The organism is Neisseria chenwenguii (assembly GCF_002216145.1).
Lineage (GTDB): Bacteria > Pseudomonadota > Gammaproteobacteria > Burkholderiales > Neisseriaceae > Neisseria > Neisseria chenwenguii.
Genome location: NZ_CP022278.1, coordinates 430,401 through 455,741, shown reverse-complemented (window position 1 = coordinate 455,741; position 25,341 = coordinate 430,401). Strand labels below are relative to the sequence as shown.

The 25,341-nt window shown below is 54.7% G+C and carries 25 protein-coding genes, 1 tRNA gene and 1 pseudogene; 17 read left to right on the top strand and 10 right to left on the bottom strand.

Annotated features, from left to right (window positions below; all coding sequences use genetic code 11):
* Positions 1-288: 288 nt before the first annotated feature.
* On the top strand, positions 289-1,188 hold the full coding sequence (prmB, locus tag BG910_RS02315; protein WP_089035453.1) for a 50S ribosomal protein L3 N(5)-glutamine methyltransferase: 900 nt from the start codon (positions 289-291) through the stop codon (positions 1,186-1,188).
* A gap of 77 nt (positions 1,189-1,265) precedes the next feature.
* On the opposite strand, the gene BG910_RS02310 is transcribed toward prmB, so the two are convergent.
* Together BG910_RS02310 and BG910_RS02305 are read right to left on the bottom strand one after the other, a co-directional pair.
* Entirely contained in the window at positions 1,266-3,488 is a 2,223-nt protein-coding gene (locus BG910_RS02310) for an NADP-dependent isocitrate dehydrogenase (RefSeq protein ID WP_089035452.1), read from the bottom strand.
* 220 nt (positions 3,489-3,708) lie between these two features.
* A tRNA-Ser gene (locus BG910_RS02305) sits at positions 3,709-3,801 on the bottom strand.
* Positions 3,802-3,977: 176 nt separating this feature from the next.
* Between BG910_RS02305 and BG910_RS02300 the strand changes: the two genes are divergently transcribed.
* The 5 genes from BG910_RS02300 (at position 3,978) to BG910_RS02280 (ending at position 8,747) form a co-directional block, all read left to right on the top strand.
* The gene (locus tag BG910_RS02300) at positions 3,978-4,538 is read left to right on the top strand and encodes a pseudouridine synthase (protein WP_089037095.1); all 561 of its coding nucleotides are present in this window, start codon (positions 3,978-3,980) and stop codon (positions 4,536-4,538) included.
* 207 nt (positions 4,539-4,745) lie between these two features.
* The gene (locus BG910_RS02295) at positions 4,746-6,128 is read left to right on the top strand and encodes a phosphomannomutase/phosphoglucomutase (protein ID WP_089035451.1); all 1,383 of its coding nucleotides are present in this window, start codon (positions 4,746-4,748) and stop codon (positions 6,126-6,128) included.
* 144 nt (positions 6,129-6,272) lie between these two features.
* Positions 6,273-7,118, top strand: coding sequence for a 23S rRNA (adenine(2030)-N(6))-methyltransferase RlmJ (locus BG910_RS02290; RefSeq protein WP_089035450.1), 846 nt, complete (start codon positions 6,273-6,275; stop codon positions 7,116-7,118).
* 154 nt (positions 7,119-7,272) lie between these two features.
* Entirely contained in the window at positions 7,273-7,665 is a 393-nt protein-coding gene (locus tag BG910_RS02285) for a hypothetical protein (protein ID WP_089035449.1), read from the top strand.
* Positions 7,666-7,772: 107 nt separating this feature from the next.
* The gene (locus tag BG910_RS02280) at positions 7,773-8,747 is read left to right on the top strand and encodes a class 1 fructose-bisphosphatase (protein WP_089035448.1); all 975 of its coding nucleotides are present in this window, start codon (positions 7,773-7,775) and stop codon (positions 8,745-8,747) included.
* A gap of 80 nt (positions 8,748-8,827) precedes the next feature.
* Here BG910_RS02280 and BG910_RS02275 read toward each other — a convergent pair whose 3' ends face one another.
* A complete protein-coding gene (locus tag BG910_RS02275; RefSeq protein WP_089035447.1) occupies positions 8,828-9,391 on the bottom strand; it encodes a hypothetical protein in 564 nt (187 codons plus the stop codon).
* A gap of 293 nt (positions 9,392-9,684) precedes the next feature.
* Here BG910_RS02275 and BG910_RS02270 point away from each other — a divergent pair, with 293 nt between their 5' ends.
* Positions 9,685-10,218 (top strand): glutathione peroxidase, encoded by a 534-nt coding sequence (locus tag BG910_RS02270; RefSeq protein WP_089035446.1) that lies wholly within the window; start codon positions 9,685-9,687, stop codon positions 10,216-10,218.
* Positions 10,219-10,288: 70 nt separating this feature from the next.
* Here BG910_RS02270 and accD read toward each other — a convergent pair whose 3' ends face one another.
* The 3 genes from accD to BG910_RS02255 form a co-directional block, all read right to left on the bottom strand.
* Positions 10,289-11,155 carry an acetyl-CoA carboxylase, carboxyltransferase subunit beta gene (gene accD, locus BG910_RS02265; protein WP_089035445.1) on the bottom strand — a complete coding sequence of 289 codons (867 nt, stop codon included), beginning with the start codon at positions 11,153-11,155 and terminating at the stop codon, positions 10,289-10,291.
* 42 nt (positions 11,156-11,197) lie between these two features.
* Positions 11,198-11,983, bottom strand: coding sequence for a tryptophan synthase subunit alpha (gene trpA, locus BG910_RS02260; RefSeq protein WP_089035444.1), 786 nt, complete (start codon positions 11,981-11,983; stop codon positions 11,198-11,200).
* Positions 11,984-12,114: 131 nt separating this feature from the next.
* Complete coding sequence (locus tag BG910_RS02255; RefSeq protein ID WP_089035443.1) at positions 12,115-12,597, bottom strand: FxsA family protein; 483 nt, start codon at positions 12,595-12,597, stop codon at positions 12,115-12,117.
* A gap of 277 nt (positions 12,598-12,874) precedes the next feature.
* Here BG910_RS02255 and BG910_RS02250 point away from each other — a divergent pair, with 277 nt between their 5' ends.
* The gene (locus tag BG910_RS02250; protein ID WP_089037094.1) at positions 12,875-13,558 is read left to right on the top strand and encodes a murein hydrolase activator EnvC family protein; all 684 of its coding nucleotides are present in this window, start codon (positions 12,875-12,877) and stop codon (positions 13,556-13,558) included.
* A gap of 246 nt (positions 13,559-13,804) precedes the next feature.
* Here the strand turns inward: BG910_RS02250 and BG910_RS02245 are convergent, their stop codons facing one another.
* Complete coding sequence (locus BG910_RS02245) at positions 13,805-14,242, bottom strand: DUF4124 domain-containing protein (RefSeq protein WP_089035442.1); 438 nt, start codon at positions 14,240-14,242, stop codon at positions 13,805-13,807.
* A 209-nt stretch (positions 14,243-14,451) separates the two neighbouring features.
* Between BG910_RS02245 and guaB the strand changes: the two genes are divergently transcribed.
* The 9 genes from guaB (at position 14,452) to BG910_RS02195 (ending at position 24,353) form a co-directional block, all read left to right on the top strand.
* Entirely contained in the window at positions 14,452-15,915 is a 1,464-nt protein-coding gene (gene guaB / locus BG910_RS02240) for an IMP dehydrogenase (protein ID WP_089037093.1), read from the top strand.
* Positions 15,916-16,171: 256 nt separating this feature from the next.
* Positions 16,172-17,458, top strand: coding sequence for a phosphopyruvate hydratase (eno, locus tag BG910_RS02235; protein WP_089035441.1), 1,287 nt, complete (start codon positions 16,172-16,174; stop codon positions 17,456-17,458).
* Between the two features lie 18 nt (positions 17,459-17,476).
* On the top strand, positions 17,477-17,752 hold the full coding sequence (gene ftsB / locus BG910_RS02230; RefSeq protein ID WP_089035440.1) for a cell division protein FtsB: 276 nt from the start codon (positions 17,477-17,479) through the stop codon (positions 17,750-17,752).
* Between the two features lie 163 nt (positions 17,753-17,915).
* A complete protein-coding gene (locus BG910_RS02225) occupies positions 17,916-18,698 on the top strand; it encodes a ferredoxin--NADP reductase (RefSeq protein ID WP_089035439.1) in 783 nt (260 codons plus the stop codon).
* 16 nt (positions 18,699-18,714) lie between these two features.
* Positions 18,715-19,389 (top strand): class I SAM-dependent methyltransferase, encoded by a 675-nt coding sequence (locus BG910_RS02220; protein ID WP_089035438.1) that lies wholly within the window; start codon positions 18,715-18,717, stop codon positions 19,387-19,389.
* A gap of 277 nt (positions 19,390-19,666) precedes the next feature.
* Positions 19,667-20,494, top strand: a complete 828-nt coding sequence (mutM, locus tag BG910_RS02215) for a bifunctional DNA-formamidopyrimidine glycosylase/DNA-(apurinic or apyrimidinic site) lyase (protein ID WP_089035437.1) — start codon at positions 19,667-19,669, stop codon at positions 20,492-20,494.
* A 436-nt stretch (positions 20,495-20,930) separates the two neighbouring features.
* On the top strand, positions 20,931-21,698 hold the full coding sequence (locus tag BG910_RS02205; RefSeq protein WP_089035435.1) for a 1-acylglycerol-3-phosphate O-acyltransferase: 768 nt from the start codon (positions 20,931-20,933) through the stop codon (positions 21,696-21,698).
* 251 nt (positions 21,699-21,949) lie between these two features.
* Positions 21,950-22,687: a glutathione peroxidase gene (locus BG910_RS02200; RefSeq protein WP_089035434.1), complete on the top strand. Its 738-nt coding sequence runs from the start codon at positions 21,950-21,952 to the stop codon at positions 22,685-22,687.
* A gap of 256 nt (positions 22,688-22,943) precedes the next feature.
* On the top strand, positions 22,944-24,353 hold the full coding sequence (locus BG910_RS02195) for a dihydrolipoyl dehydrogenase (RefSeq protein WP_089037092.1): 1,410 nt from the start codon (positions 22,944-22,946) through the stop codon (positions 24,351-24,353).
* A 185-nt stretch (positions 24,354-24,538) separates the two neighbouring features.
* Here the strand turns inward: BG910_RS02195 and BG910_RS12700 are convergent, their stop codons facing one another.
* The 3 genes and pseudogenes from BG910_RS12700 to BG910_RS12690 all read right to left on the bottom strand — a co-directional run bounded on the left by BG910_RS12700 (position 24,539) and on the right by BG910_RS12690 (position 25,306).
* The gene (locus BG910_RS12700; RefSeq protein ID WP_232462224.1) at positions 24,539-24,823 is read right to left on the bottom strand and encodes a cupin domain-containing protein; all 285 of its coding nucleotides are present in this window, start codon (positions 24,821-24,823) and stop codon (positions 24,539-24,541) included.
* Between the two features lie 49 nt (positions 24,824-24,872).
* Positions 24,873-25,052 (bottom strand): annotated as a pseudogene (locus BG910_RS13125) (carboxymuconolactone decarboxylase family protein); the annotation flags it as partial.
* Positions 25,053-25,093: 41 nt separating this feature from the next.
* Positions 25,094-25,306: a hypothetical protein gene (locus BG910_RS12690; RefSeq protein ID WP_232462222.1), complete on the bottom strand. Its 213-nt coding sequence runs from the start codon at positions 25,304-25,306 to the stop codon at positions 25,094-25,096.
* Positions 25,307-25,341: the final 35 nt, after the last annotated feature.

The window sequence follows — 25,341 nt, the reverse complement described above, 5'->3', positions numbered from 1 at the left end:
ATCAAAGCTGCTGTCTGACACTTCGGCTGCGCTCAGCGCAAGCACTTCGGCTGCGCTCAGTACTAGAACTTTCACGGACGTCATTCCCGCGCAGGCGGGAATCCACGGTTAAAAACAGGCAATATCTTGTTTTAACACAGTTTCAGAAAATCAGGCGTAGATTCCCGCCTGCACGGGAATGACGTCAGTTGAAGGGTTGCTTCAGACGGCCTTTAGCCTTTAGACAGACGTTTTTATTTTTGCAAAGGTCTTTTCCCGTTCCCATCCATTCATTACGGACTGCCCATCATGTTTACCCAAGCCGCCAAAGAGTTGACCACGCTGCGCGACGTATTGCGTTTTGCCGTCAGCCGTTTCAACGAAGCAGGGCTTTTTTTCGGACACGGTTCCGACAACGCCCACGACGAAGCCGCCTATCTGATTCTGCACACGCTCAATCTGCCGCTCGACAGCCTCGAACCCTATCTCGATGCCAAGCTGCTGGAAAGTGAGAAAAAAGCAGTTTTGGGCTTAATCGAGCGCCGCGTTACCGAGCGCATTCCCGTGGCCTACCTGACCAATCAGGCTTGGCAGGGCGATTTTGATTTTTATGTCGATGAACGCGTGATTGTACCGCGTTCGTTTGTGTACGAGCTTTTGGGCGAACCGCTCGCGCCGTGGATCGAACACAACGAATTGGTTCACCGCGCACTGGATTTGTGTACCGGCAGCGGCTGTTTGGCGGTTCAGATGGCCTATCACTATCCCGCCGCCGAAATCGACGCCGTCGATTTGAGTTTGGACGCGCTGGAAGTGGCCGCCGTCAACGTCGAAGAATACGGCTTGGAAGAGCGCATCAAGCTGATTCACACCGATTTGTTTGAAGGCTTGGAAGGTACTTACGACCTGATTGTCTCCAACCCGCCCTATGTCGATGCCGAGTCGGTTGAAAGCCTGCCCGACGAATACCTGCACGAGCCGGAACTGGCGCTGGGTAGCGGCGAAGACGGCTTGGACGCCACCCGCAAAATCCTGTTGCAGGCCGCCAAATTCCTCAATCCGCGCGGCGTGTTACTGGTCGAAATCGGCCACAACCGCGACGTTTTGGAAGCCGCTTATCCCGAGCTGCCGTTTACTTGGCTGGAAACCAGCGGCGGCGACGGTTTTGTCTTCCTGCTGACGCGCGAGCAGTTGCTGGGCGAAGAGTAGACTAGATTTGACCTGATAAAGCAAAGGCCGTCTGAATTTTCAGACGGCCTTTGCTGTTTTACAACCCAAACGGGGTTTTATAAGGCTGCCAATGCAGCGTTTAGCGCTGCGCTCGGGCGCATGGCTTGGGCGGCTTTGTTTTGGTCGGGGAAGTAGTAGCCGCCGATGTCGGTGGCTTTGCCCTGTACGGCGGCAAGTTCGGCGACGATTTCGGCTTCTTTCGCGGCGAGGGTTTCGGCCAGCGGGGCGAATTTGGCTTTCAGTTCGGCGTCTTTGTCTTGCGCGGCGAGTGCCTGTGCCCAGTAGAGGGCGATGTAGAAGTGGCTGCCGCGGTTGTCGAGGTCGCCGGTTTTGCGTTTGGGCGATTTGTCGTTGAGCAGGAGCTGCTCGGTGGCGGCGTCGAGGGTGTCGGCCAATACTTGGGCTTTGCTGTTACCGGTTTTTTGGGCGAGATGCTCGAAAGATACGGCCAGGGCGAGGAATTCGCCGAGGCTGTCCCAACGCAGGTGGTTTTCTTCGAGGAACTGCTGGACGTGTTTGGGCGCGGAGCCGCCGGCACCGGTTTCAAACATGCCGCCGCCGTTCATAAGGGGAACGATGGAGAGCATTTTGGCGCTGGTGCCGAGTTCTAAAATCGGGAAGAGGTCGGTGAGGTAGTCGCGCAATACGTTGCCGGTAACGGAGATGGTGTCTTCGCTGTTTTTAATGCGTTTGAGGCTGAACAGGCAGGCTTCGACGGGCGGGAGGATGCGGATGTCGAGGCCGTCTGTATTTTGTTCGGCGAGGTATTTTTCGACTTTGGCAATCAGGCTTTGGTCGTGCGGGCGTTTGGCGTCGAGCCAGAACACGGCGGGGGTGTTGCTCAAACGGGCGCGGTTGACGGCGAGCTGTACCCAGTCTTTGACGGGGGCGTCTTTGGTTTGGCACATGCGCCAGATGTCGCCGGCTTCGACGTCGTGCGCCATCAGTACTTTGCCGTCTGAATTGATGACTTCGACTTTGCCGTCGGCGGGAATTTCAAAGGTTTTGTCGTGCGAACCGTATTCTTCGGCGGCTTGCGCCATCAGGCCGACGTTGGGGACGGTACCCATGGTGGTCGGGTCGAACGCGCCGTTTTCGCGGCAGAAATCGATGGTGGCTTGGTAGATGCCGGCGTAGCTGCTGTCGGGGATGACGGCTTTGGTGTCGCGCAGGGCGCCGGTTTTGTCCCACATTTTGCCGGAGTTGCGGATCATTGCGGGCATGGAAGCATCAACGATGACGTCGCTGGGAACGTGTAAGCTGGTGATGCCTTTGTCGGAATCGACCATGGCGACGTCGGGATTGGCGGCGTAAACGGCGGCGATTTCGGCTTCGACGGCGGCGCGGGTGTCAGACGGCAGTTTATTGAGATTGGCCAGCAGACTGCCGAAACCGTTGTTGACGTTAACGCCCGCAGCGGCGAGTTCGGTGCCGAATTTTTCAAACACGGGCGCGAAGAAGGCTTTGACGGCGTGGCCGAAAATAATCGGGTCGGACACTTTCATCATGGTCGCTTTCATGTGCAGCGAAAACAGCAGGCCGCGCGCTTTGGCGTCTTGGATTTCTTTGGCGAGAAACGCGGTCAGCGCTTTTTTGCTCATCACGGTCGCGTCGATGATTTCACCGTCTTTCAGCGCGACGGGCTTGCGCAAATCCTGTTTGTTGCCCTGTTTGTCGGTGAATATGATGGAAACAGCGGTTGCGGCGGGCACGGTAACGGATTGTTCGTTATGGAAAAAATCGCCGGAAGTCATGGTGGCGACGTGGGTTTGCGAATCTTTCGTCCATGCGCCCATGCTGTGCGGATTTTTCTTGGCGAAGTTTTTCACGGCTTTCGGGGCGCGGCGGTCGGAGTTGCCTTCGCGCAAAACAGGGTTTACCGCGCTGCCTTTGATGCGGTCGTAGCGCTCGCGCACGGATTTTTCTTCATCGGTCTGCGGGTCGGCAGGAAAATCGGGAACGGCATAGCCTTTGCCCTGCAATTCTTTAATGGCGGCGGTCAGCTGCGGCACGGACGCGCTGATGTTGGGCAGCTTGATAACATTGGCTTCGGGCTGTTTGACCAAATCACCCAACTGCGCCAGCGCATCGGGAACGCGTTGGTTTTCGGCAAGATATTCGGGAAACTGCGCCAGAATACGGCCGGCCAGCGAAATATCGGCGGTTTGCAGATCAATGCCTGCGGGTGCGGTAAACGCCCGGGCAATCGGCAGCAGTGATTGGGTGGCCAATGCGGGCGCTTCGTCGGTGTAGGTGTAGATAATGGTGGATTTTGACATGGGTTCTTCTCTTGTAGGCTAAGGGTTTTTCTTCTTGCGCACAGCGCTGTGGCCAAGATTGTGCGCCGCACCATTATGGCACATTTTGCACCGTGCCGGGGATGGGAAAAGGCCGTCTGAAAATGCATCCCGTAGATTTTTCAGACGGCCTTTGGCGGTTAAAACAAAATTTTAGGAAAAAGAAAAACCCGCTGAAAATCAGCGGGTTTTTTCTATCATTTGGCGGAGTAAGAGGGATTCGAACCCTCGATGCAGGTTGACCCCACATGCTTCCTTAGCAGGGAAGTGCCTTCAGCCTCTCAGCCATTACTCCGTAAGGAAAGCCGAACTATACTGACGCGGCGGATTTGTGTCAAGCGTGATTGTGTGCAGAATAAATAAACGGCTGAATTTGCTTGTACAAAAACGCAACGCTGTAAATGCGCGGCATGATTCCGCCGTTTGGCTGCTACAATGCGCGCTGTTGAAGAAGAAAGGCCGTCTGAAAAAATGAACCGTCTGATTGCGTTTAACAAGCCCTACGGCGTGATTTGCCAGTTTTCCGCCCATGAAAAACACGCCTGTTTGAAAGACTACATCGACCGCCCGAATTTCTATCCCGCAGGGCGGCTGGATACCGACAGCGAAGGGCTGCTGCTTCTGACCGGCGACGGGCGCTTGCAGGCGCAGATTGCGGAGCCTAAATTCAAGCAGGAAAAAACCTATTGGGCGCAGGTTGAGGGTGCTCCCGACGAGGCCAAGCTGGATTTGCTGCGAAACGGGCTGGACTTGGGGGATTTCGTTACCCGCCCCGCGAAAGCGCGTCTGCTGAACCCCGATGAAACCGCCAAACTCTGGCCGCGCAACCCGCCCATCCGCGAACGCAAAAGCGTGCCCGATTTTTGGCTGGAAATCAAAATCACCGAGGGCAAAAACCGCCAAGTCCGCCGCATGACCGCCAAGGCGGGCTATCCTTGTCTGCGCCTCGTGCGCGTGGCGGTAGGCCGTCTGAATGTATTTGAACTGGGTTTGAAATTAGGCGAATGGCGGTTTGCGGAAACACTGCCTTGAATCGTCTCAGGCCGTCTGAAAAGTTTGTACGGACGCCGCCGTCTGAGCCTCGGCGTAAACCGGATTTTCAGACGGCCTGCAAATACCGCGCAAACGTTATTTGATGTAACCCTGCAAGGCCGTCTGAAAGCGTTCAGACGGCCTGATGCTTATGTTAGAATCAAGCTGTTTACTGTTTGAACCATCTATCCGAGAAGGAGAAAAAACATGGCAACCGTCGCACGCGACATTTTCAAAGCCTACGACATCCGCGGCATCGTCGGCAAAACGCTGACCAACGACGCGGCCTATTTAATCGGCAAAGCCGTTGCTGCACGCGCGGCGGTGCAGGGTGTGTCTAAAATTGCGCTTGGCCGCGACGGGCGCGTGAGCGGCCCCGAGCTGATGGCGAACATCCAACGCGGCCTGACCGAAAGCGGCATCGACGTTTTGAACGTCGGCATGGTCGCCACGCCCATGCTGTATTTCGCGGCGGTTAACGAATGCGGCGGCAGCGGCGTGATGATTACCGGCAGCCACAATCCCGCCGACTACAACGGTTTCAAAATGATGCTCGGCGGCGGCACGCTCGCGGGCGAGGCGATTCAGGAGTTATTGGCCGCCATCGAAGCCGACAGTTTCGTTTCCGCAGACAAAGCGGGCAGCGTGACTGAGCAAGACGTTGCCGAAGCCTACATCGCCAACATCGTCGGCCACGTCAAACTCAAACGGCCGATGAAAATCGCCATCGACACGGGCAACGGCGTCGGCGGCGCGTTTGCGGGCAAGCTCTTCCGCGGTTTGGGTTGCGAAGTGACCGAGCTTTTCAGCGAAGTGGACGGCAATTTCCCCAACCACCATCCCGATCCGTCCAAACCGAAAAACCTGCAAGACCTGATTGCCGAATTGAAAAACGGCGACGCCGAAGTCGGCTTGGCGTTTGACGGCGATGCCGACCGTTTGGGCGTTGTGACCAAAGACGGCCACATCATCTATCCCGACCGCCAGCTCATGCTGTTTGCTCAAGACGTTTTGAGCCGCAACCCGGGCGCGAAAGTGATTTTCGACGTGAAATCCACCCGCCTGCTCGCGCCGTGGATCAAACAACACGGCGGCGAACCACTGATGGAAAAAACAGGGCACAGCTTCATCAAATCCGCCATGAAAAAAACCGGCGCGCTGGTTGCAGGAGAAATGAGCGGCCATATCTTCTTTAAAGAACGTTGGTTCGGTTTCGACGACGGCCTTTACGCCGGTGCGCGCCTGCTGGAGATTTTGTCGGCGTCTGCCAATCCTTCCGAAGTGTTGAACAGCCTGCCGCAAAGCATCGCCACGCCCGAATTGAACATCGACCTGCCCGAAGGCAGTAACGGCCACCAAGTCATCGAAGAGCTGGCCGCCAAAGCCAAATTCGACGGCGTAACCGACATTATTACCATCGACGGCCTGCGCGTCGAATTCCCCGACGGCTTCGGCCTGATGCGCGCATCGAATACTACACCGATTCTGGTGCTGCGTTTTGAAGCCGACACGCAGGAAGCCATCGAGCGCATTCAAAGCCGGTTTAAAGCCTTAATCGAAAGCAAACCCGGCTTGAAATGGCCGCTGTAAAGCAGGATTGAAATTTAAGAGGCCGTCTGAATACCCGGTTACTGAGCGTAGCCGAAGTTTCAGACGGCCTTTGTCTGCCTGCAAGGTTCAAAGCGCCGGCGCCGCGTTATATAATTCCTGCAATCCTTTTCAGACGGCTTTCCCATGCTCAGCTACCGCCACGCCTTTCATGCCGGCAACCATGCCGATATGCTCAAACATTTCACGCTGTTTCTCACGCTGGAATATTTCAACCGCAAAGACAAGCCGTATTGGTATATCGACACCCATAGCGGCGTGGGTTTGTATGACCTTGAAAGCGGCGAGGCGCAGAAAGTCGGCGAATACCGGCAGGGCATTGCGCTTTTAAACGCCGCGTCAAATCTGCCGCAGGGCTTGGCGGACTTCAGAGTCCGTCTGAAAACGCTGCTGCCTGCCGAAAACTTTTATTGCGGTTCGCCCTGGCTGGCGCAGGCGCTGACCCGCGAGGCCGACAAGCTGCGTTTTTTCGAGTTGCACCCCGCCGATTTCCAGCATCTGCAAAACAATCTGCGCGAAGCGCGGGTAGGGCGGCGTGCGCAAATTGTGCAGGGCGACGGCTATCGGGAGCTGGTGGCGCTGCTGCCGCCGCCGACCCGCCGCGCGGTGGTGCTGATTGATCCGCCGTATGAAGAAAAACAGGATTACCGCCGCGTGGTGCAGACGTTGAAAGACGCGAAAAAGCGTTTTGAAACAGGCTGTTATCTGGTTTGGTATCCCTGCCTGAGCCGTGTGGAAAGCAAAGAGCTGCCCGAGGCGCTGAAAAAACTGTCGCCCGAAAACTACCTTTGCGCCGAGCTGCACGTCCGCGCCCCGGGTGACGACGGATTCGGGATGTACGGCAGCGGGATGTTCGTCATCAACCCGCCGTATCTGCTCGCTGAACAGCTTAAGGCCGAACTGCCCGTTTTGACCGAAATTCTGGCGCAGGACAAAGGCGCGCATTTTGTTTTAGACGCGCGCGTGAAGTAGGGCGGAACTTTTGCGTCGGGTGGTTTTCGATTACAATCGGCTACAAAAGCTGTAGGTCAGATTCGAGAATCCGGCCTACAGCCTGCACTGTAAACCTTCCCAACTGTTCTATATAAGACTGCCCCGTTTTCAGACGGCCTTAATCTGGAAATTTATGAAAACATACACCCATCTCGCCTTATTCGCCGCGCTGCCGTTTTTACTCGCGGCCTGCGGCGAAAAAAACGACCAAAACGATGCGACACAAGTGTTCAAAAACGAATTCCGCTTGGGCTTTATCGAAGCCGCCAGCGAACAATGCGTAAAAAATGTGCCGCAAAACAACGTATTGCCGTCTGAAACCGTGAAGCAGATTTGCGACTGCACTGCCGAGCAGATTGTCGATAAAGTTTCCGCGGAGGACGTTCCCGATGTATTGGCGGGCAAAGTCAGCCCCGAATTGCGGCAGAAAATCGCCGAAGCGACCAAAAGCTGTGCGCAGAAAGTGTTGGCCAAACCCGCTGCTGCTTCGGGCGAAAAAGCCGCATCGTCCGTCAAGCAGAAATAGCCGGAGGCCGTCTGAAAATTATATTGCTTGCTGAGCGAAGCCGAAGGATTCAGACGGCCTTTTACCCATCATATCCCAATTTTTAAACAGAAAGTCAGGATGCCGAAATGAAGACATTCGCACAATTCCTTCCGCAACACCTTGCGCAACACGGTATTCCCGCCGAGCTGGGCAGCGTGTTGGAATCGGTTGTTTCCGCCTGCTGCGACATCAGCGGCAAAGTCCGCCTCGGCGCGCTCGCGGGCGTGCTCGGTGCGGCGGGTACGGGCAATATTCAGGGCGAAGATCAGAAAAAGCTTGATGTGATTGCCAACGATATTCTGATTAAGGTTTTGAAAAACAACCAAAATGTTGCAGGTTTGGCCAGCGAGGAAGAAGACACGTTTGTCGCCTGCAATGGAAACGGCCGTTATTTGGTGTTGTTCGATCCGCTCGACGGCTCGTCGAATATTGATGTGAATATTTCTGTCGGCACGATTTTTTCCATTCTGGCCAAATCCGAAGGCGCGTTGGCGACCGAATCGTTTTTGCAGTCCGGCCGCGCGCAGGCGGGCAGCGGCTATGTTTTGTACGGCCCGCAGACGCAGCTTGTGTTTACGCTGAAACACGGCGTGTTTGTGTTTACGCTGGATGAAAACGGCGTCTTTGTGCTGACGCAGGAGCAGCCGCAAGTGCCCGTTGCCACAAAAGAATTTGCAATCAATATGTCCAACCAGCGCCATTGGCTGCCGCCCGTGCAGCAATACGTTGCCGAACTCTTGGCCGGCGAAACGGGCGTACGCGGTAAAAACTACAATATGCGTTGGGTGGCGAGCATGGTGGCGGAAATCCACCGCATTCTGATGCGCGGCGGCGTGTTTATGTATCCGCAAGATACGCGCGATTTGAGCAAACCGGGCAAGCTGCGGCTGATGTACGAAGCCAATCCGATGAGCCTGATTTTGGAGCAGGCCGGCGGCGCGGCGGGCGATGCGGCGCAGGCTATGCTGGATATTCAGCCGACCGGTCTGCATCAGCGCGTTGCCGTGTTTATGGGCAGCCGCGAAGAAGTGGAATATGTGGAACGCCTGCATCGGGTTTGATGGCTGGGGTTTGATTTAAAAAGAAATAGGCCGTCTGAAAAATTTCAGACGGCCCTTATTGTTTAAACGGTTTTAACGCCTTATTTCTTTTTGCTTTTTGCAGCCGGAGCAGCTTTCCCTTTGTTCAATTTGGCGGTTGCAGTTTTGTCCAACATGCAAGATTTGGCGGCGATTTGGTCAACGACCTGCTGTTTGCCGTTTACGGTAGTTGTGCCGCGGATGGTCAGCATATTGCCGTTGACTTTGTCTACGTTTGCACCGTTGGCTTGTTCGGCAATCCATGCGATACCTTCGCCCCAGAATGCATTTTGACCGTTGGTGTTGCTGGCAACGCGGAACAGGCCCGGAGACAGTTGGTTTCTGAATTTCACTTGGGCAGCCACAACTTCGCCGCCTTTGATACCGTACATCACGTTCAGCGGCTCGTTGCCGCATTTGTAGGCCACTTCTTTGGTAGAGTCGATGGAATCCACTTTAACGGTTTGCGGCGCAGAGGGGCCTTGTTGTTGTGCAGGCGCGGCTTGGGTTTGCGCGGCGGCAACGGGCTCGTCTTTTTTCTTTTTGAATTTGTCGATGGTACCGCAGGCAGACAGGGCAACGGCGGCCAAAACGGCAGGGACGATCAGTTTCAAATTTGCATTCATTCGGTTTACTCCAAATTGTTTGAAAGGTTGCGCCGCAGAAAACTGTTTTCCGTCGGCTGTACGGCTCAAACCTTAACAGAGATTGCCCTCTTTGTCTTGTTTTCAGACGGCCAAACTGCCGTTGTAGATTTGTTTTTAAAAATAACGGTTTAAAATCAGTAAGCTGGGGGACTGTTTACGCAGGAAAAATATATTGAACTTTAGTAAAGGTGCTGACGGCAGCGGTATTTGCGGGTTGAAACGGCTTTCAGACGGCCTTACACTATGCGCCTGTTTTTACGGAAAGGAACAACATGAATATCTATGATTTTACGGTGAAAGATGCGCAGGGCAGGGATGTGGCACTGGCGGACTACCGCGGTAAGGTGCTGCTGATTGTCAACACCGCCACCCGTTGCGGGCTGACGCCGCAATATGAGGAGCTGCAAAAACTCTACGCGCAATACGCCGAGCAGGGCTTGGAAATTCTGGATTTTCCCTGCAACCAGTTCCGCGAACAGGCGCCGGAGAGCAGCGGCGAAATCGAGCAGGTCTGCAAAACTAAATTCGGTACGGAATTTAAAATTTTCGACAAAATCGAGGTCAACGGCCCGAATGCCGCGCCGCTTTATATTTACCTGAAAACGCAAAAGCCGGAAGACAAAGGCAATCATGTGTTCAAGGATTTTCTGCTGAAACTCGCATCGCTGGGAGAAAAGCGCGAGGGCAGCGACATCAAGTGGAATTTCACTAAGTTTTTGGTCAGCCGTGATGGCGAAGTGGTTGAACGCTTCGCACCGAGCGTGCCGCCGTCTGAAATTACCGACGATATTCAGATTCTGCTGTGAAGATGAAAGTGTAAAAAGGCCGTCTGAAAAATTTCAGACGGCCTTTGTTTGATAGGCGGCAAAACAGCGCTTAAGCGGCGTTTACTTTATCCTTGCGCATCAGCAGCGTAAGCAAATTGCAGATACGCTGTTTCATTTCGCGGCGGTCAACGATTTGGTCGATGGCGCCTTTTTCCAGCAGAAACTCGGCGCGTTGGAAGCCTTCGGGTAAGGTTTCGCGAACGGTTTGTTCGATAACGCGCGGGCCGGCGAAACCGATAAGGGCATTGGGTTCGGCCAAAACGACGTCGCCCAAAAAGGCGAAACTGGCGGAAACGCCGCCCATAGTCGGATCGGTCAAAACGGAAACAAACGGCAGGTGTTTCTCGGTCAGAAGATGTAGCGAAGCGCTGGTTTTGGTCATCTGCATCAAGGAGTTAAGCCCCTCCTGCATACGCGCGCCGCCGGATGCGGCCACGCAGACAAACGCGCAGTTGTCGGCAACGGCGCGGCGCACGCCCTGTACGAAGCGTTCGCCGACAACCGAACCCATCGAGCCGCCGATGAAGCGGAATTCAAATGCGGCAACGACGACGGGCAGGCCGTTCATCGTGCCTTTCATCACGACCAGTGCGTCGTCTTCGCCGGTCTGTTTGCGCGCAGCGGTGAGGCGGTCGGGATATTTTTTGCTGTCTTTAAATTTCAGCGGGTCGGTCGGTTTGACGTTGGCGCCGATTTCTTCGCGGCGTTCTTCGTCAAGCAGCAGGTTGATGCGCTCGCGGGCGGAGAGCGGGTTGTGGTAGCTGCATTTGGGGCAGACGGAATGGTTCTGCTTCAGTTCGGAAGAATAAACGGTGGCGGAACACGACGGGCATTTGTGCCACAAGCCTTCGGGAACGCTGGATTCGCTGTCGCGGTTTTTGATTTTCGGGGGCAGGATTTTGTCGAGCCAGCTCATAAAATAAATACTCCTTTGATAGTTTTGAGGCCGTCTGAAAACTCAGCGGACGGCGTCTTTCAATTCTTTAACCAATGCGCCGGCGGCTTCTGCTTCGCGGCCGGGGTGGCTTTCGATTTCTTTGACGATGCGGCTGCCGACAATGACGGCATCGGCCACTTCGCCGATGGCGCGGGCGCTTTGGGCATCGTGGATGCCGAAGCCGACGCCGATGGGGATGTTGATATACCGGCGCAGGAGCGCGATTTTACGCGAAACTTCGGCGGTGTCCAAACTTGCTGCGCCGGTAACGCCTTTGAGGGAAACGTAGTAAACGAAGCCGCCCGCTTTTTCGGCGATGGCTTGGATGCGCGCTTCGGAAGTGGTGGGGGCGATCAGGAAAATGCAGTCGATGCCGCGTGCTTCCAGCTCGTTTTGCAGCGGCGTGATGGTTTCGACGGGGGAATCGACGGTCAGAACGCCGTCAACGCCTGCTTCGGCGGCGGCTTGGGCGAAGGCTTGGTAGCCCATTTTGTGAATCGGATTGAGATAGCCCATCAAAACGACGGGCGTGGTGTCGTCGCTTTGGCGGAACGCGCGGACAGTGTCTAAAACGTCGTTCAGCGTCACTTTGTTGGCCAAGGCGCGTTCGGCGGCGCGCTGGATAGTCGGACCGTCGGCCATCGGGTCGGAAAACGGAACGCCGAGTTCGAGAATGTCTGCGCCGTTGGACACCAGGCTTTTCATCAAAGCCAGCGTGGTCTGCGTATCGGGGTCGCCTACGGTGATGTAGGGAATCAGGGCTTTTGCGCCGTTTAGCGCGGCAAAGGTCTGCCGGATTCTGCTCATTTTGATACTCGTCGTCGGTGGTTCGCTAAGTTTTAGAGTATAGCATTTACCGATTTGAAAGAAACAGGCCGTCTGAAAAAAATCTTTCAGACGGCCTGATGAGACAAGGCGGCAACGCCGTTTAATCAACCTCAATCAGGTTTGTGTTCGATATAGTCTTGCTTTTTGATGTCCGCATCGGTACGGGTGACGGTGTATTCACCCTCGATGATGTCTTCGTTGTCTCGGCGCATGTTGCGGGCAAACGGATTTTGTGTGTGGGTGAAAATGTTTTCCGGATTCATCTGCGCCACGGGTTTGCCTTTAAACGGCAGCAGCAGAACTAGTGCCAGCGCGGTGGAAATAAAGCCCGGGCTCATCAGCATCAGCGCGGCAACGGCGTAACGGATCGGCCAGAGCATCTGATAAAGCGAAATTTCCCGACCGCTGCGCATGGCGGCGCCGGCCAGCAGAATGCCGGAAAGCCCTGTGTGGCGCAGCATGGCGAGGCCGCCGAAAAAGCTGAGTACCATCAGCACAAATGTCCAACCGCCCCCCAGCCAGTCGGCCACCCGGACGATAGACAGAATTTCAAAAAACAGCAGCACCAAAAAGCCGATACCGAAAAATTGCATGGGGGTTTCCTTAGTGTTTTAAAAGAAAAAGACGTTATGGTTGTTTGGGATACTAACATAAAGCCGGCAAAAGCAGTTTCAAGGCCGGTGAATGTCAAAAACGGTAATTTCAGACGGCCTTTCGGTATTTTTGTGCGGCCGGCGGTTTTGTAAAAACCGAAATGATTCAATAGATTGAAACGGTTTTCCCGCATCTTCCGCAGTTTTGTCCGCATTTGGCAGAACGCGGTAATATTTGCTATCCTTACGCGCTGTGAAAATGACCGCATTGATTAGTATGATAAAAACAAAGATTTCATCTCTTTGGAACGCCGCCTGTGCAGCGGGTATCACCGTCGCGCTGGCTGCTTGTGCGGGCGGTTCATCGTCCGGCCCCGTTCCCGAAGGACACTACCGCGTCAAACAGGGCGATACGCTCTACCGCATCGCCAAACGCTACGGCCAAAGCGTGCAGACGCTGGCAGCTTGGAACAATCTGCCCAATTCCGCCCAAATCGAAGTCGGCCAAGTTTTGCGCGTGCGCCGCGCCGGACAGCCGTCGGCCTCTAGCCGCGACGTCTCCGCCGCCCGACCCGTCGAACCAGTCAACCGCGTGAAACTGCAATGGCCGGTTGAAAACGGCAGTGCCAATGTCCTCCAGCCGTACAACGGTTCGACCAACAAAGGCATAGACATCGGCGGCATGCAAGGCCAGCCGGTGAAAGCCGCCGCCGCCGGCAAAGTGATTTACGTCGGCGAAGAAGTGCGTGGCTACGGCAAGCTGGTGCTCATCAGCCACAACGCCTCCACCATCACGGCCTATGCGCACAACGACAGCATTTTGGTGCAAAAAGACCAAAGCGTTCAGGCAGGGCAGGCGGTTGCGACGATGGGTAACAGCGATGCCGACGCGGTCAAACTGCATTTTGAGGTCAGGATAAACGGTAAGGCGGTTAATCCGATGCCGTATTTGCAGAATTGACCGTATTACAGAATATTAAAAAAGAATGCCGTCTGAAAAAGTTTTCAGACGGCATTACTGTTTGTCGGCGTGTCTAGGGGCAGAGTAATCGAAGTCGGGGGTAAAAACCTTTGCAAAAGCAATAAAAACCGGATGATGCCGTCTGAAACTTGTCCAACGGCTCATACGGTTTATATAGCAGGAATTATTCAAGAGGGAACGGATTCCGGTCTGCTCTCTATTTATATATAAAATATATGTGCTGTATCAATTGCAGTATTTATTGACATCCGCTTCATAACGTTGAATCAACGCCTCTCGGTTGTTGGTGCGGGCGCTGTCGGCGAATTGTCGGTTGAGGCGGGCGGCTTTGCAGTTGTCTTCTTTCTGCAGGCGGTTTTGCTCTTCGATTTTTTTGTTTTGTTCTTCAATCTGCTTATTGGCCTGAACGATTTTATCGTTCAATTTTCCTTGCTCTTCCGCCAGTGAACCTGCGGTTTCGGGTGCGGCAGGGGCTTGGGGTTGGGAAACAGAATGGGTGCGGATATTCATCACGCCGCTTTTGTCGGCACGCAGGCGGTTGGGGGTATCGGAGTAGATTGTGCCGCCTTTGCTGTTTTTCCAAGTATAGACTTCCGCTGCGGGCAGGGTGACGGCGGAAAATGCGACGGTGGCGAGAATCAAGCGGGTAAGTTTGGTTTTCATGTTTGGTTTTCCGTTTTTTTATAGAACTATGCGCTTATTGTACTGGTTTTTTAAGATTTATGTCATAAAAACGGGGAAATTTCCGATAGGGTGTGACTATTTTGTGATTTTCAAAAATACGGGTAAAACGTGGGGAATCTGCCTGTTTTATCGGGGCGCGCCGTGCTATAATGCCGTGCATCTTGCACCAACCGGAAAGCCCGAGCATCATGCGTATCGTAGAAAAAGCCTATACTTTTGACGACGTTTTATTGGTTCCTGCACATTCAACCGTGCTGCCGAGAGACGTTTCCCTCAAAACCAAACTCACCCGCGAAATCACCCTCAACGCCCCCTTACTTTCCGCCGCGATGGATACGGTTACCGAAGCGCGTCTGGCTATTTCGATGGCGCAGGAGGGCGGCATCGGCATTATCCATAAAAACATGACGCCCGAGCTTCAGGCGCGGGCAGTTTCTAAAGTGAAGCGCCATGAGAGCGGTGTCGTGAAAGATCCCGTTACCGTGGCGCCTAATGTTTTGTTGAAAGACTTGTTGGAACAGCGCGCGCAGCGCAAACGCAAAATGTCGGGTCTGCCCGTTGTCGAAAACGGCAAAGTGGTCGGTATCGTGACCAACCGCGACCTGCGTTTTGAAAGCCGTTTGGATCTGCCGGTTTCCGCCATCATGACGCCGCGCGAGCGTTTGGTGACTGTGCCCGAGGGGACGAGCATCGACGAAGCCCGCGATTTGATGCACCACCACAAAGTCGAGCGCGTTTTGGTGTTGAACGATAAAGACGAGCTAAAAGGGCTGATTACGGTTAAAGACATCCTGAAAACCACCGAGTTTCCGAACGCCAATAAAGATTCCGAAGGCCGTCTGCGCGTGGGCGCGGCGGTCGGTACCGGCGGCGATACCGAAGAGCGCGTGCGCGCGCTGGTGGCTGCGGGTGTGGACGTGATTGTGGTCGATACGGCGCACGGCCACAGCCAGGGCGTGATTGACCGCGTAAAATGGGTGAAAACCACGTTCCCTCAGGTTCAGGTTGTCGGCGGCAATATTGCAACAGCCAACGCCGCGCTGGACTTGGTTGCAGCGGGCGCGGATGCGGTGAAAGTCGGCATCGGCCCGGGTTCGATCTGCACCACCCGCATCGTAGCGGGCGTAGGCGTGCCGCAACTGACGGCGGTTCACAATGTGGCCGAAGCGCTGAAAGATACCGACGTTCCGCTGATTGCCGACGGCGGTATCCGTTTCTCGGGCGATATTGCCAAAGCCTTGGCTGCCGGTGCATACAGCGTGATGTTAGGCGGTATGTTTGCAGGTACGGAAGAAGCGCCGGGCGAAATCGAGCTTTATCAGGGCCGTTCGTACAAATCCTACCGCGGCATGGGTTCGCTGGGCGCGATGAGCCAGGGTTCGGCCGACCGCTATTTCCAAGACAAAACCGACAGTACGGATAAATACGTTCCCGAAGGCATCGAAGGCCGCGTTCCTTACAAAGGCCCGATTGTGAACATCATCCACCAGCTGATGGGCGGCTTGCGCTCGAGCATGGGTTATCTGGGTTGCGCCAGCATCGCCGAGATGCACGAAAAAGCGGAATTTGTGGAAATCACTTCCGCCGGTATGAACGAATCGCACGTTCACGACGTTCAAATTACCAAAGAAGCGCCGAACTACCACCGTTAAGCGCAAAGGCCGTCTGAAAACGACACGGTATTTTTCAGACGGGCCTGATTTGATATGGGGCAAATTTTGCCGAATCAGCGTGAAAAACGGTCGTTTTCAAGCGGATTTAAACAGTATAATCCGCTTTGTAATATAATTTCACGCCCAAGCGCGGCGTAAAGCCGTCTGAAAAACAGAGGTTGTCTGAAAACATGATTCGGGCGGCTTTTCATGCGGTTTCCTTTCTTTTTACTGTTTTAACACTTGGAGAATTTTCATGAGCACGATTGTTGATATTTTTGCCCGCGAAATTTTGGATTCACGCGGCAATCCGACTGTTGAATGCGACGTATTGCTGGAATCCGGCGTGATGGGTCGTGCTGCCGTGCCGAGCGGCGCTTCTACCGGCCAGAAAGAGGCTTTGGAACTGCGCGACGGCGACAAAAGCCGTTATTTGGGCAAAGGCGTGCTGAAAGCCGTCGAGCACGTCAACAACGAAATCGCCCAGGCTCTGATCGGCATCGACGCCAACGAGCAGTCTTACATCGACCAAATCATGATCGAATTGGACGGTACCGACAATAAAGGCAATTTGGGTGCGAACGCCACTTTGGCCGTTTCAATGGCCGTTGCCCGCGCCGCCGCCGAAGATTCCGGCCTGCCGCTTTACCGCTACTTGGGCGGTGCCGGCCCGATGGCGATGCCCGTGCCGATGATGAATGTTATAAATGGCGGTGAACATGCTAATAATACCCTGAATATTCAAGAGTTTATGATTATGCCCGTAGGCGCGAAATCGTTCCGCGAAGCGCTGCGCTGCGGTGCGGAAGTGTTCCATGCGCTGAAAAAACTGTGCGACAGCAAAGGCTTCCCGACTACCGTGGGTGACGAAGGCGGTTTTGCACCCAACCTGAATACCCATAAAGAAGCGCTGCAACTGATGGTCGAAGCCGTTGAAGCCGCAGGCTACAAAGCAGGCGAAGACGTACTGTTTGCAATGGACTGCGCTTCCAGCGAGTTTTACAAAGACGGCAAATACCACCTCGAAGCCGAAGGTCTGGCGCTGACCAGCGCCGAATTTGCCGATTATCTGGCCGGTTTGGTTGCCGAATTCCCGATTATCTCCATCGAAGACGGTATGGACGAAAACGATTGGGACGGCTGGAAACTGCTGACCGAAAAACTCGGTGGTAAAGTGCAGCTTGTCGGTGACGACCTGTTTGTTACCAACCCGAAAATCTTGGCCGAAGGCATCGAGAAAGGCGTGGCCAACGCGCTGCTGGTGAAAGTCAACCAAATCGGTACCCTGAGCGAAACCCTCAAAGCCGTCGATCTGGCCAAACGCAACCGCTACGCCAGCGTGATGAGCCACCGTTCGGGCGAAACCGAAGATTCGACCATCGCCGACTTGGCCGTTGCCACCAACTGTATGCAGATTAAAACTGGCTCATTGAGCCGTTCTGACCGCATGGCGAAATACAACCAGCTTTTGCGCATCGAAGAAGAATTGGCCGAAGCCGCATACTATCCGGGCAAAGCTGCATTTTACCAATTGGGCAAATAAAGCAAGGAAAACAGACGCATGAAGTGGGTTACTGTCGTTTTAACTGTCGCACTGCTGAGCTTCCAGTACAGTCTGTGGTTTGGAAAAGGCAGCGTCGGATATTCCGGCGAATTGCAGGAACAGTTCGGTATGCAGCAGGAAAAAAATCAGACGCTCGCTTTGCGCAATAATTTCCTGGCGGCGGAGGTGTCGGATTTGGCCAAAGGCCAAGAAGCCATCTCCGAGATTGCGCGGGTGGAATTGGGTTACGTCCAAGAGGGTGAAACCTACTACCGCTTTATCGACCGCCGTTGATTTTTTGTTTGCCAAAGGCCGTCTGAAAAACTTCGGTATGAAGGTTTTCAGACGGCCTTTCATTTGGAAAACGTCCAAACATTTAAGCCGCCCGAAAAACCCGCCAGCCGCGTTTCCCTATATAATAGGCCGTCTGAAAACTCCGTCCCGATAAGGAAAACCCATGAGCGCCGCGCCTGAAGCCAAGTTTACCGAAGAAAAAGTTTTGTGGGTCAAACACTATACGCCCAAGCTGATGACGTTTGCCATTACCCGTCCCGAGGCTTACCGTTTTTCGGCGGGACAGTTTTCGCGGCTGGGTTTTCGCGACGGCGAAGGCTTTATCTGGCGCGCGTATTCGGTGGTTTCGGCAGAATATGCCGACACTTTGGAATATTTTACCGTTTTAATCGAGAGCGGGCCGATGTCGGCGAAATTGGCTGCGATGCAGGCGGGCGACACGATTTTGCTGGACAAAACGGCAACCGGTTTCCTTCTGCCCGAGCGCTTCCCCGACGGCAGGGATTTGGTCATGCTCTGTACGGGTTCGGGTATTGCGCCGTTTTTGTCGATTTTGGAACAGCCCGAAATCTGGCAGCGTTTCGAGCATTTGGTTTTGGTGCATTCCGTTTCCTACGCCGGCGAACTGATTTTCAACGAACGCTTGGCCGCCTTGCAGTCGCACCCGCTGATTGGAGAATTTTTCTCAAAATTCCGCTTCATCCCCGTGACCACGCGCGAAGAAACTGCGGGTGCGTTGGGCTTGAAACGGATTCCCGCGCTGCTTTCAGACGGCACGCTCGAAGCCGCATCGGGCTTGGAGTTCGACCAAGAAAACACGCGCTTTATGGTTTGCGGCAATCCCGAAATGGTCAAAGACACCTTCCAGGCGCTGCTGGATTTGGGTTTCGCTATGCACCGCAACCGTATTCCCGGCCAGATTATGATGGAGAACGGATTTTCCTGAGCCCTCGGAGCAGACGATGAGCCAATGGTTTGAACAGACGGTACTCGGCGGCTATGTCGCGGAAAAAGAGCGGCGTTTTTTTGCCGCCCACGCCCCGGGCCGCGTTCAGACGGCCGTTCAAATCGGTGCGCCGTGGCTTATGCCGTCTGAAAACCTGATCCGCGTGCCCGAAAACGTGCGGATGAACGCCGATGCAATGGCGTGGGAAAGCCGGTCGCTCGACGTTCTGCTGATGCCGCACAGCCACGAATACTGTGCCAATCCGCTGATTGCGCTCGCCGAAGCCACGCGGGTATTGAAGCCTGAGGGGCGCTTGGTGGTCAGCGGGTTCAACCCGAATTCGCTTTGGGGCGGCAGCCGCCTGTTTGACGGAAAATGCCTGCCGGAAAAGCAAAACCGCCTGTCGTTGCCCGAATTCAAACGGCAGACCGCTGCGCTGGGTTTTGAGGTCGAATACGGGAAGTTTATGGTTTATGTGCCGCCTGTCGAATCGCTTAATTCGCTGAAATTCTGGCAGTTTTTGGAAAAAGCCGGTGACCGCTGGTGGCCGCAATGCGCCGCTGTGTACGGCTTGGTTTTAATCAAACGCGTCGCCGGTGTGCGCCCGCTGCCCGAAGTGGAAGCGGCTTTGAAAGAAAGCGGCAATCCGGTGGTGCTCGGCGCGGCGAGAATGGGAAAACGCGCGGATTGAGTTTTTCAGACAGCCTTGTTTTTTGGAAGTGTGAAAGGCCGTCTGAAAAGCGGGTATTTATAGCTTACATAAGAATCCGCAACTTTGCCGGGCTGATGGTTTGACAGGTTCACCGACCGAGCTTGGCTTACAATACGATTGTGAAACCACACCGGTAAAATTTTCAGGCTGTAGGCTGGGCTTCAGCCCAGCAAGGTTGCTCCCCAGAAAACGCTTCCATCATTATTAATTTTTCAGACGGCCTCAACCCCCGCCTACCCCTTTCCCGAGAAAAAACATGCCCGAACTACCCGAAGTCGAAACCACGCTGCGCGGTGTTGCGCCGCATATTACGGGTAAAACCGTGAAACAGGCCGTGTTGCGCCAAACCAAGCTGCGCTGGCCGTTGCGCGCGGATTTGCCTGAAATTCTGGCTGGGCAGACGGTGGAAAACTGCGCGCGGCGGGCGAAGTATCTGATTGTGCAGTTCCAAACGGGCATCTTGTTGATTCATTTGGGTATGTCGGGCAGCCTGCGGATTTTTACCGCGGGCGATGCGCGGATTGGTGCGCCCGACAAACACGACCATATCGACATCGTTTTTTCAGACGGCACGATATTGCGTTACCACGACCCGCGCAAATTCGGCGCGATGTTGTGGTATGAAGGAATTGCTGAAACTCATCCGCTGCTGGAAAAACTGGGCGTCGAGCCTTTGTCGGCGGAATTTGACGCGGCCTATCTTTACGGTCGTCTGAAAACGCAGAAACGCGCAGTCAAAACGGCGTTGATGGACAACGCGGTCGTGGTCGGCGTGGGTAATATTTACGCCAACGAAAGCCTGTTTAAAGCAGGCATTCTGCCGCAGCGGCCTGCCGACAAAGTGAGCCGCAAAGAATGCGCGCTGTTGGTCGAAACCATTAAAACCGTGCTCGCGCGCGCCATCGAAACGGGCGGCAGCACGCTGCGCGATTTTGTCAACAGCGACGGCAAAAGCGGTTATTTCCAGCAGGAATATACGGTTTACGGCCGCCACAACGAGCCGTGCGTCAAATGCGGCAGCCTGATTCAGAAAGCAGTCATCGGCCAACGCGGTACGTTTTATTGCGCACATTGCCAGAAATGAGGCCGTCTGAAAAAGCATGGAAACGGTCGGCAGCAGTTCGGTTGCCGAGCGTGGTCGAAGCATCAGACGGCATGAGAATTTGTGCAAAAACGGAAAGGCCGTCTGAAACTTCGGCTTCGCTCGGTAACCGAACTTTCGCCGATGCCGTGCCCATTTATGCAGTAATGTACGTTTACTTTTCCGAAAAATTTTTCATCCATAAAATAACTTGAAAAGCAAACAGTGTAGGCCGGGCTCGGTTGATGAGCCTGTCGAACCATCAGCCCAGCATTTTATCGGATTCAGCTGGGCTGAAGCCCAGCCTGCACAATTCAGTTTACTGAGCGTAGCTGAAGTCTCAGACAGCCTTTTGTAATTTTTGCAAAAGCCACGGCCTTTTTGAAATTCCCGTCCCCCGCCCCCATTTCAGCATTTCGCAAACAAAAAGAAACAGAATATGTCTTCCAAAAAAGCAGCTTTTTCCGTCCGCATCCGCCGCCTGTTCCGACTGGCGGTTTGGCTGTTCCAAACCGGCCGCAACCTGCGCCGCATCGACGGCAGCGACCCGCAGCGGCGCAATCTGGCGGTGGAAACGCTGGGAACGGGCGCGTTGCAGGCGCTGGATGTGGTTTTGGAAACGGGTACGCCGCCCGAAGCGGCGGACGGCGGCGTTTTGGTGGTGGCAAACCATGTTTCGTGGCTGGATATTTTTGCCATGAGCGCACTGATTCCCGCCAGTTTTATCGCTAAACAGGAAGTTGCCGAATGGCCGGTTTTGGGTAAAATGGGTGCAAACGCGGGCACTGTGTTTATCAACCGCAATTCCCGCCGCGACATTGAGCCGACCAACCAAGCCATCGCCGCCGCTTTGCGCGCAGGGCGGAACGTCAGCTTTTTCCCCGAAGCGCGCACGTCGTCGGGGCGGGATATTCTGCCGTTTAAAGCCGCGCTGTTTCAGTCGGCCATTGATGCCGATGCGCCAATTCAGGCCGTGACCCTGCGCTATTACGATGAGGCGGGGCGCCGCAGCGATATTCCGTCTTACGCCGATGTGAATCTGTTCACATCGCTCCGGCGCATTCTTGCCATGCCGCAAATCCGTATCCGTCTGGACTTCGCGCCGCTGTACAGGCCGTCTGAAGCCGCAGACCGCTACGGTTTGAAAGACATTGCGGAAAACTATATCCGCGAAAAAGTGGCCGAAGATGCGGGCAGTTTCAACTAGGGCTTCCTGACATTTCATCCGCGAACGGATTTTCTGCCGAAATCCGCCGCGTGATGAATTTTCAGGAAGTCCCAAACTCTTGTTTATTTTCAGACGGCCTATATCTTTTTCCATGCCGTTTGAAGAATAAATTTATAGTTTTAAATAATCAAGAATATTTTAACTATAAATTATACAAATCATGATGACTGCGCTAGAATGCCTTTCATCGTTCACACAATCTTCCAACCTGTTATGAAAAGGAGCTGAAAATGGCTTTGCAAGACCGTACCGGCCAACAAGTGCCTAATGTTGTATTCCACACCCGCGTCGGCGACGCATGGAAAGATGTTTCCACCGATGATTTGTTTAAAGGTAAAAAAGTCGTTGTCTTCTCTCTGCCGGGCGCGTTTACCCCGACTTGTTCTTCTACCCACCTGCCGCGTTACAACGAGCTGTTTGGCGCGTTTAAAGAAAACGGTATCGACGCCATTTACTGCGTTTCCGTTAACGACACCTTCGTGATGAACGCTTGGGCGGCCGAAGAAGAATCCGACAACATCGTGATGATTCCCGACGGCAATGGCGAATTTACCGAAGGTATGGGCATGCTGGTCGACAAAAACGACTTGGGCTTCGGCAAACGCTCTTGGCGCTACTCTATGCTGGTTAACGACGGCAAAATCGAAAAAATGTTCATCGAGCCGCAAGAGCCGGGCGATCCTTTCAAAGTGTCCGACGCCGACACCATGTTGAAATTCATCGCGCCCGACTGGAAAGTGCAAGAATCCATTGCCATCTTCACCAAACCGGGCTGCCAATTCTGCGCGAAAGCTAAAAAAGCGCTGCAAGACAAAGGCTTGGCTTACGAAGAAATCGTATTGGGCAAAGATGCCACCGTTACTTCTGTCCGCGCCATCACCGGCAAACTGACTGCGCCGCAGGTATTCATCGGCGGCCAATACATCGGCGGCAGCGAAGAATTGGAAGCCTACCTGTCCAAAAAATAATTGCTGCAACTGCTGAAAAGCCAAGCGCGGCTTGAGCGTTCAAACCGCGCTTCCCGAACCGCCCGAGGGCTGTTCGGGTAATACAGAACCCGCGGCTGTATTACCCGAACGGCTCTCGATTACCGTCGGCCGCCGTGATTGATTGTTTCAAACGGCGTTTTTCAAACAGGCCGATACTGTTGCAAAAATCTCCCAAGGCCGTCTGAAAATTCATTTTCCAACTTTTCAGACAGCCGCCAAACGAAAGGAAACCATCATGAAACAGATTCAGGCAGACGTTGTCGTCATTGGCGGCGGCACCGCAGGCATGGGCGCATTTCGCAACGCGCGCCTGCATACCGACAATGTTTATCTGGTTGAAAGCCACGTTTTCGGCACCACCTGCGCGCGCGTTGGCTGTATGCCTTCCAAACTGCTGATTGCCGCCGCCGAAGCGCGCCACCATGCGCTGCATACTTCGCCGTTCGGCATCCATCTCAACAAAGACAGCGTCAAAGTCAACGGTGAAGAAGTGATGGACCGTGTCAAATCCGAACGCGACCGCTTTGTCGGCTTCGTCGTCAGCGACGTGGAAGAATGGCCGGCCGACAAGCGCATCATGGGCAAAGCCCGCTTTCTTGACGCGCATACCGTGCAAATCGACGACCACACGCAAATTACCGCCAAAAGTTTCGTCATCGCCACCGGTTCGCACCCCGTGATTACGCCCGAATGGCAGGCATTGGGCGACCATGTCATCATCAATGACGACGTCTTCTCATGGGACACCCTGCCCGAAAGCGTAGCCGTGTTCGGCCCGGGCGTGATTGGTTTGGAACTCGGCCAGGCGCTGCACCGCTTGGGTGTTAAAGTGAAAATTTTCGGACAAAACGGCAGTTTGGGCGGCATTTCCGATCCCGTCGTGTTGGCCGAAGCCAAAGCCGTGTTCGGCGAAGAATTGGAACTGCACCTCAATACCACCGCGCGCGCCGAATTGGATTCAGACGGCAACGTCAAAATTTATTGGGAAGACAACGACGGCACAAGCGGTGTCTATACCGCCCAATACCTGCTTGCCGCCGCCGGCCGCCGCGCCAACGTGGACAACATCGGCTTGGAAAACCTCGATATCAAACTTGACAGCCGCGGCGTGCCCGTTGCCGACGAACTGACCATGCAGACCAGCATTCCGCACATCTTCATTGCGGGCGACGCCTCCAACCAGCTTCCGCTGCTGCACGAAGCCGCCGACCAGGGCAAAATCGCGGGCGACAACGCCGGCCGCTACCCCGACATCACCAACGGCCTGCGCCGCAGCAGCATCGGTGTGGTGTTCAGCAACCCGCAAATCGCTTTCATCGGCCTGCGTTTCACTTCCGTCGAAGCACAATACAAACCCGAAGAATACGTTATCGGCGAAGTATCGTTTAAAAACCAGGGCCGCAGCCGCGTGATGCTGGTCAACAAAGGCCATATGCGCCTTTACGCCGAACAAGGCAGCGGCCGCTTCCTCGGCGCCGAAATCTTAGGTCCCGCCGCCGAACATCTCGCGCACCTGCTCGCTTGGGCGCACCAGATGAAGATGACCGTGCCGCAGATGCTGGATATGCCGTTTTACCATCCCGTTATCGAAGAAGGCCTGCGCACCGCCCTGCGCGATGCCAACGCCAAATTGAAAACGGCGTAATCGGCAGCTTGAAAAAAGGCCGTCTGAAAACAGGCTTGTTTTTCAGACGGCCTTTACTTTGCCTGCGGAAAGGTTGTATCTCTGCGAAATAAATTGAAAAGGAGGCGGACTTTCTGCCCAACCGCTTTTCCTTGGATAAAGCAATGCCTGTCCGAACATCTCAGACAGGCATTTTTCAGACGGCCTTACTCCGGTAACGCTCCATATACCTCATCCCCCACCGCTTCCGGCCATTCCACGCCCGCGCCTTCGCGCGGCACGATGACGGAAATGTGGGAGAACCACGAATCCGCCGTCGCGCCGTGCCAGTGTTTTGCTTCGGCGGGGATGTCCACCACGTCGCCCGCTTTCAGGTGCTGCGCGGGTTGGCCTTCGGCCTGATACCAGCCCTCGCCCGCGCAGACGAGCAGGAGCCGGCGCTGTTTGTGATGGATGTGCCAATGCGTGCGGGTGGCGGGTTCGAAAGTCACATTGGCGGACGGCGGCGGCGGTTTCCGCCTCGATCAGGCCGTTGTGCGTACCGATGGCTTTATGCGCGGCAAGCTGGCTTTCGGTACCGCTCATGGCGGCGAGCGCGGCGATGGTGGACACTTCGCGTTCCTGCCAATTCAGCGTGCTGTGCGCGAAAATGTCGCCGAACAGGTGAGCTTTGAGATAGCGGTCGATGTCGGGCGCGAAGTCGAACAGCGCGCCTTTCACTTCTCGGCCGACGAGTTCGGTCTGCGTCTGCGTGCCGTTTTTCAGGCTGCCAAAATCTTCGGGAACAGGTGCAGGCGCGTCAAACCGCAATAGGCATAAAGCTGCACCAGCGCATCTTTCGCTTGGTTGACGGTCAGGCTCTGCGCCTCAAAGGCTTGGTGCAACGCTTCTTTCAGACGGTCTGTGTCGCCGATGGCGGCAGGCGCGGCAATGGCGGCAAGACTGTGCCGGCGCGGGGTAGGCGGGGTGTTCATAGCGGCTCCTTTGCGGTTGTTTTGGAATCGAGGGT

What these genes read in the sequence shown, in the direction of transcription:
- prmB (WP_089035453.1), top strand. Translation starts at nt 289, where the DNA reads ATGTTTACCCAAGCCGCCAAAGAGTTGACCACGCTGCGCGACGTATTG.
- BG910_RS02310 (WP_089035452.1), bottom strand. Translation starts at nt 3,488, where the DNA reads ATGTCAAAATCCACCATTATCTACACCTACACCGACGAAGCGCCCGCA.
- BG910_RS02300 (WP_089037095.1), top strand. Translation starts at nt 3,978, where the DNA reads ATGAACCGTCTGATTGCGTTTAACAAGCCCTACGGCGTGATTTGCCAG.
- BG910_RS02295 (WP_089035451.1), top strand. Translation starts at nt 4,746, where the DNA reads ATGGCAACCGTCGCACGCGACATTTTCAAAGCCTACGACATCCGCGGC.
- BG910_RS02290 (WP_089035450.1), top strand. Translation starts at nt 6,273, where the DNA reads ATGCTCAGCTACCGCCACGCCTTTCATGCCGGCAACCATGCCGATATG.
- BG910_RS02285 (WP_089035449.1), top strand. Translation starts at nt 7,273, where the DNA reads ATGAAAACATACACCCATCTCGCCTTATTCGCCGCGCTGCCGTTTTTA.
- BG910_RS02280 (WP_089035448.1), top strand. Translation starts at nt 7,773, where the DNA reads ATGAAGACATTCGCACAATTCCTTCCGCAACACCTTGCGCAACACGGT.
- BG910_RS02275 (WP_089035447.1), bottom strand. Translation starts at nt 9,391, where the DNA reads ATGAATGCAAATTTGAAACTGATCGTCCCTGCCGTTTTGGCCGCCGTT.
- BG910_RS02270 (WP_089035446.1), top strand. Translation starts at nt 9,685, where the DNA reads ATGAATATCTATGATTTTACGGTGAAAGATGCGCAGGGCAGGGATGTG.
- accD (WP_089035445.1), bottom strand. Translation starts at nt 11,155, where the DNA reads ATGAGCTGGCTCGACAAAATCCTGCCCCCGAAAATCAAAAACCGCGAC.
- trpA (WP_089035444.1), bottom strand. Translation starts at nt 11,983, where the DNA reads ATGAGCAGAATCCGGCAGACCTTTGCCGCGCTAAACGGCGCAAAAGCC.
- BG910_RS02255 (WP_089035443.1), bottom strand. Translation starts at nt 12,597, where the DNA reads ATGCAATTTTTCGGTATCGGCTTTTTGGTGCTGCTGTTTTTTGAAATT.
- BG910_RS02250 (WP_089037094.1), top strand. Translation starts at nt 12,875, where the DNA reads ATGATAAAAACAAAGATTTCATCTCTTTGGAACGCCGCCTGTGCAGCG.
- BG910_RS02245 (WP_089035442.1), bottom strand. Translation starts at nt 14,242, where the DNA reads ATGAAAACCAAACTTACCCGCTTGATTCTCGCCACCGTCGCATTTTCC.
- guaB (WP_089037093.1), top strand. Translation starts at nt 14,452, where the DNA reads ATGCGTATCGTAGAAAAAGCCTATACTTTTGACGACGTTTTATTGGTT.
- eno (WP_089035441.1), top strand. Translation starts at nt 16,172, where the DNA reads ATGAGCACGATTGTTGATATTTTTGCCCGCGAAATTTTGGATTCACGC.
- ftsB (WP_089035440.1), top strand. Translation starts at nt 17,477, where the DNA reads ATGAAGTGGGTTACTGTCGTTTTAACTGTCGCACTGCTGAGCTTCCAG.
- BG910_RS02225 (WP_089035439.1), top strand. Translation starts at nt 17,916, where the DNA reads ATGAGCGCCGCGCCTGAAGCCAAGTTTACCGAAGAAAAAGTTTTGTGG.
- BG910_RS02220 (WP_089035438.1), top strand. Translation starts at nt 18,715, where the DNA reads ATGAGCCAATGGTTTGAACAGACGGTACTCGGCGGCTATGTCGCGGAA.
- mutM (WP_089035437.1), top strand. Translation starts at nt 19,667, where the DNA reads ATGCCCGAACTACCCGAAGTCGAAACCACGCTGCGCGGTGTTGCGCCG.
- BG910_RS02205 (WP_089035435.1), top strand. Translation starts at nt 20,931, where the DNA reads ATGTCTTCCAAAAAAGCAGCTTTTTCCGTCCGCATCCGCCGCCTGTTC.
- BG910_RS02200 (WP_089035434.1), top strand. Translation starts at nt 21,950, where the DNA reads ATGGCTTTGCAAGACCGTACCGGCCAACAAGTGCCTAATGTTGTATTC.
- BG910_RS02195 (WP_089037092.1), top strand. Translation starts at nt 22,944, where the DNA reads ATGAAACAGATTCAGGCAGACGTTGTCGTCATTGGCGGCGGCACCGCA.
- BG910_RS12690 (WP_232462222.1), bottom strand. Translation starts at nt 25,306, where the DNA reads ATGAACACCCCGCCTACCCCGCGCCGGCACAGTCTTGCCGCCATTGCC.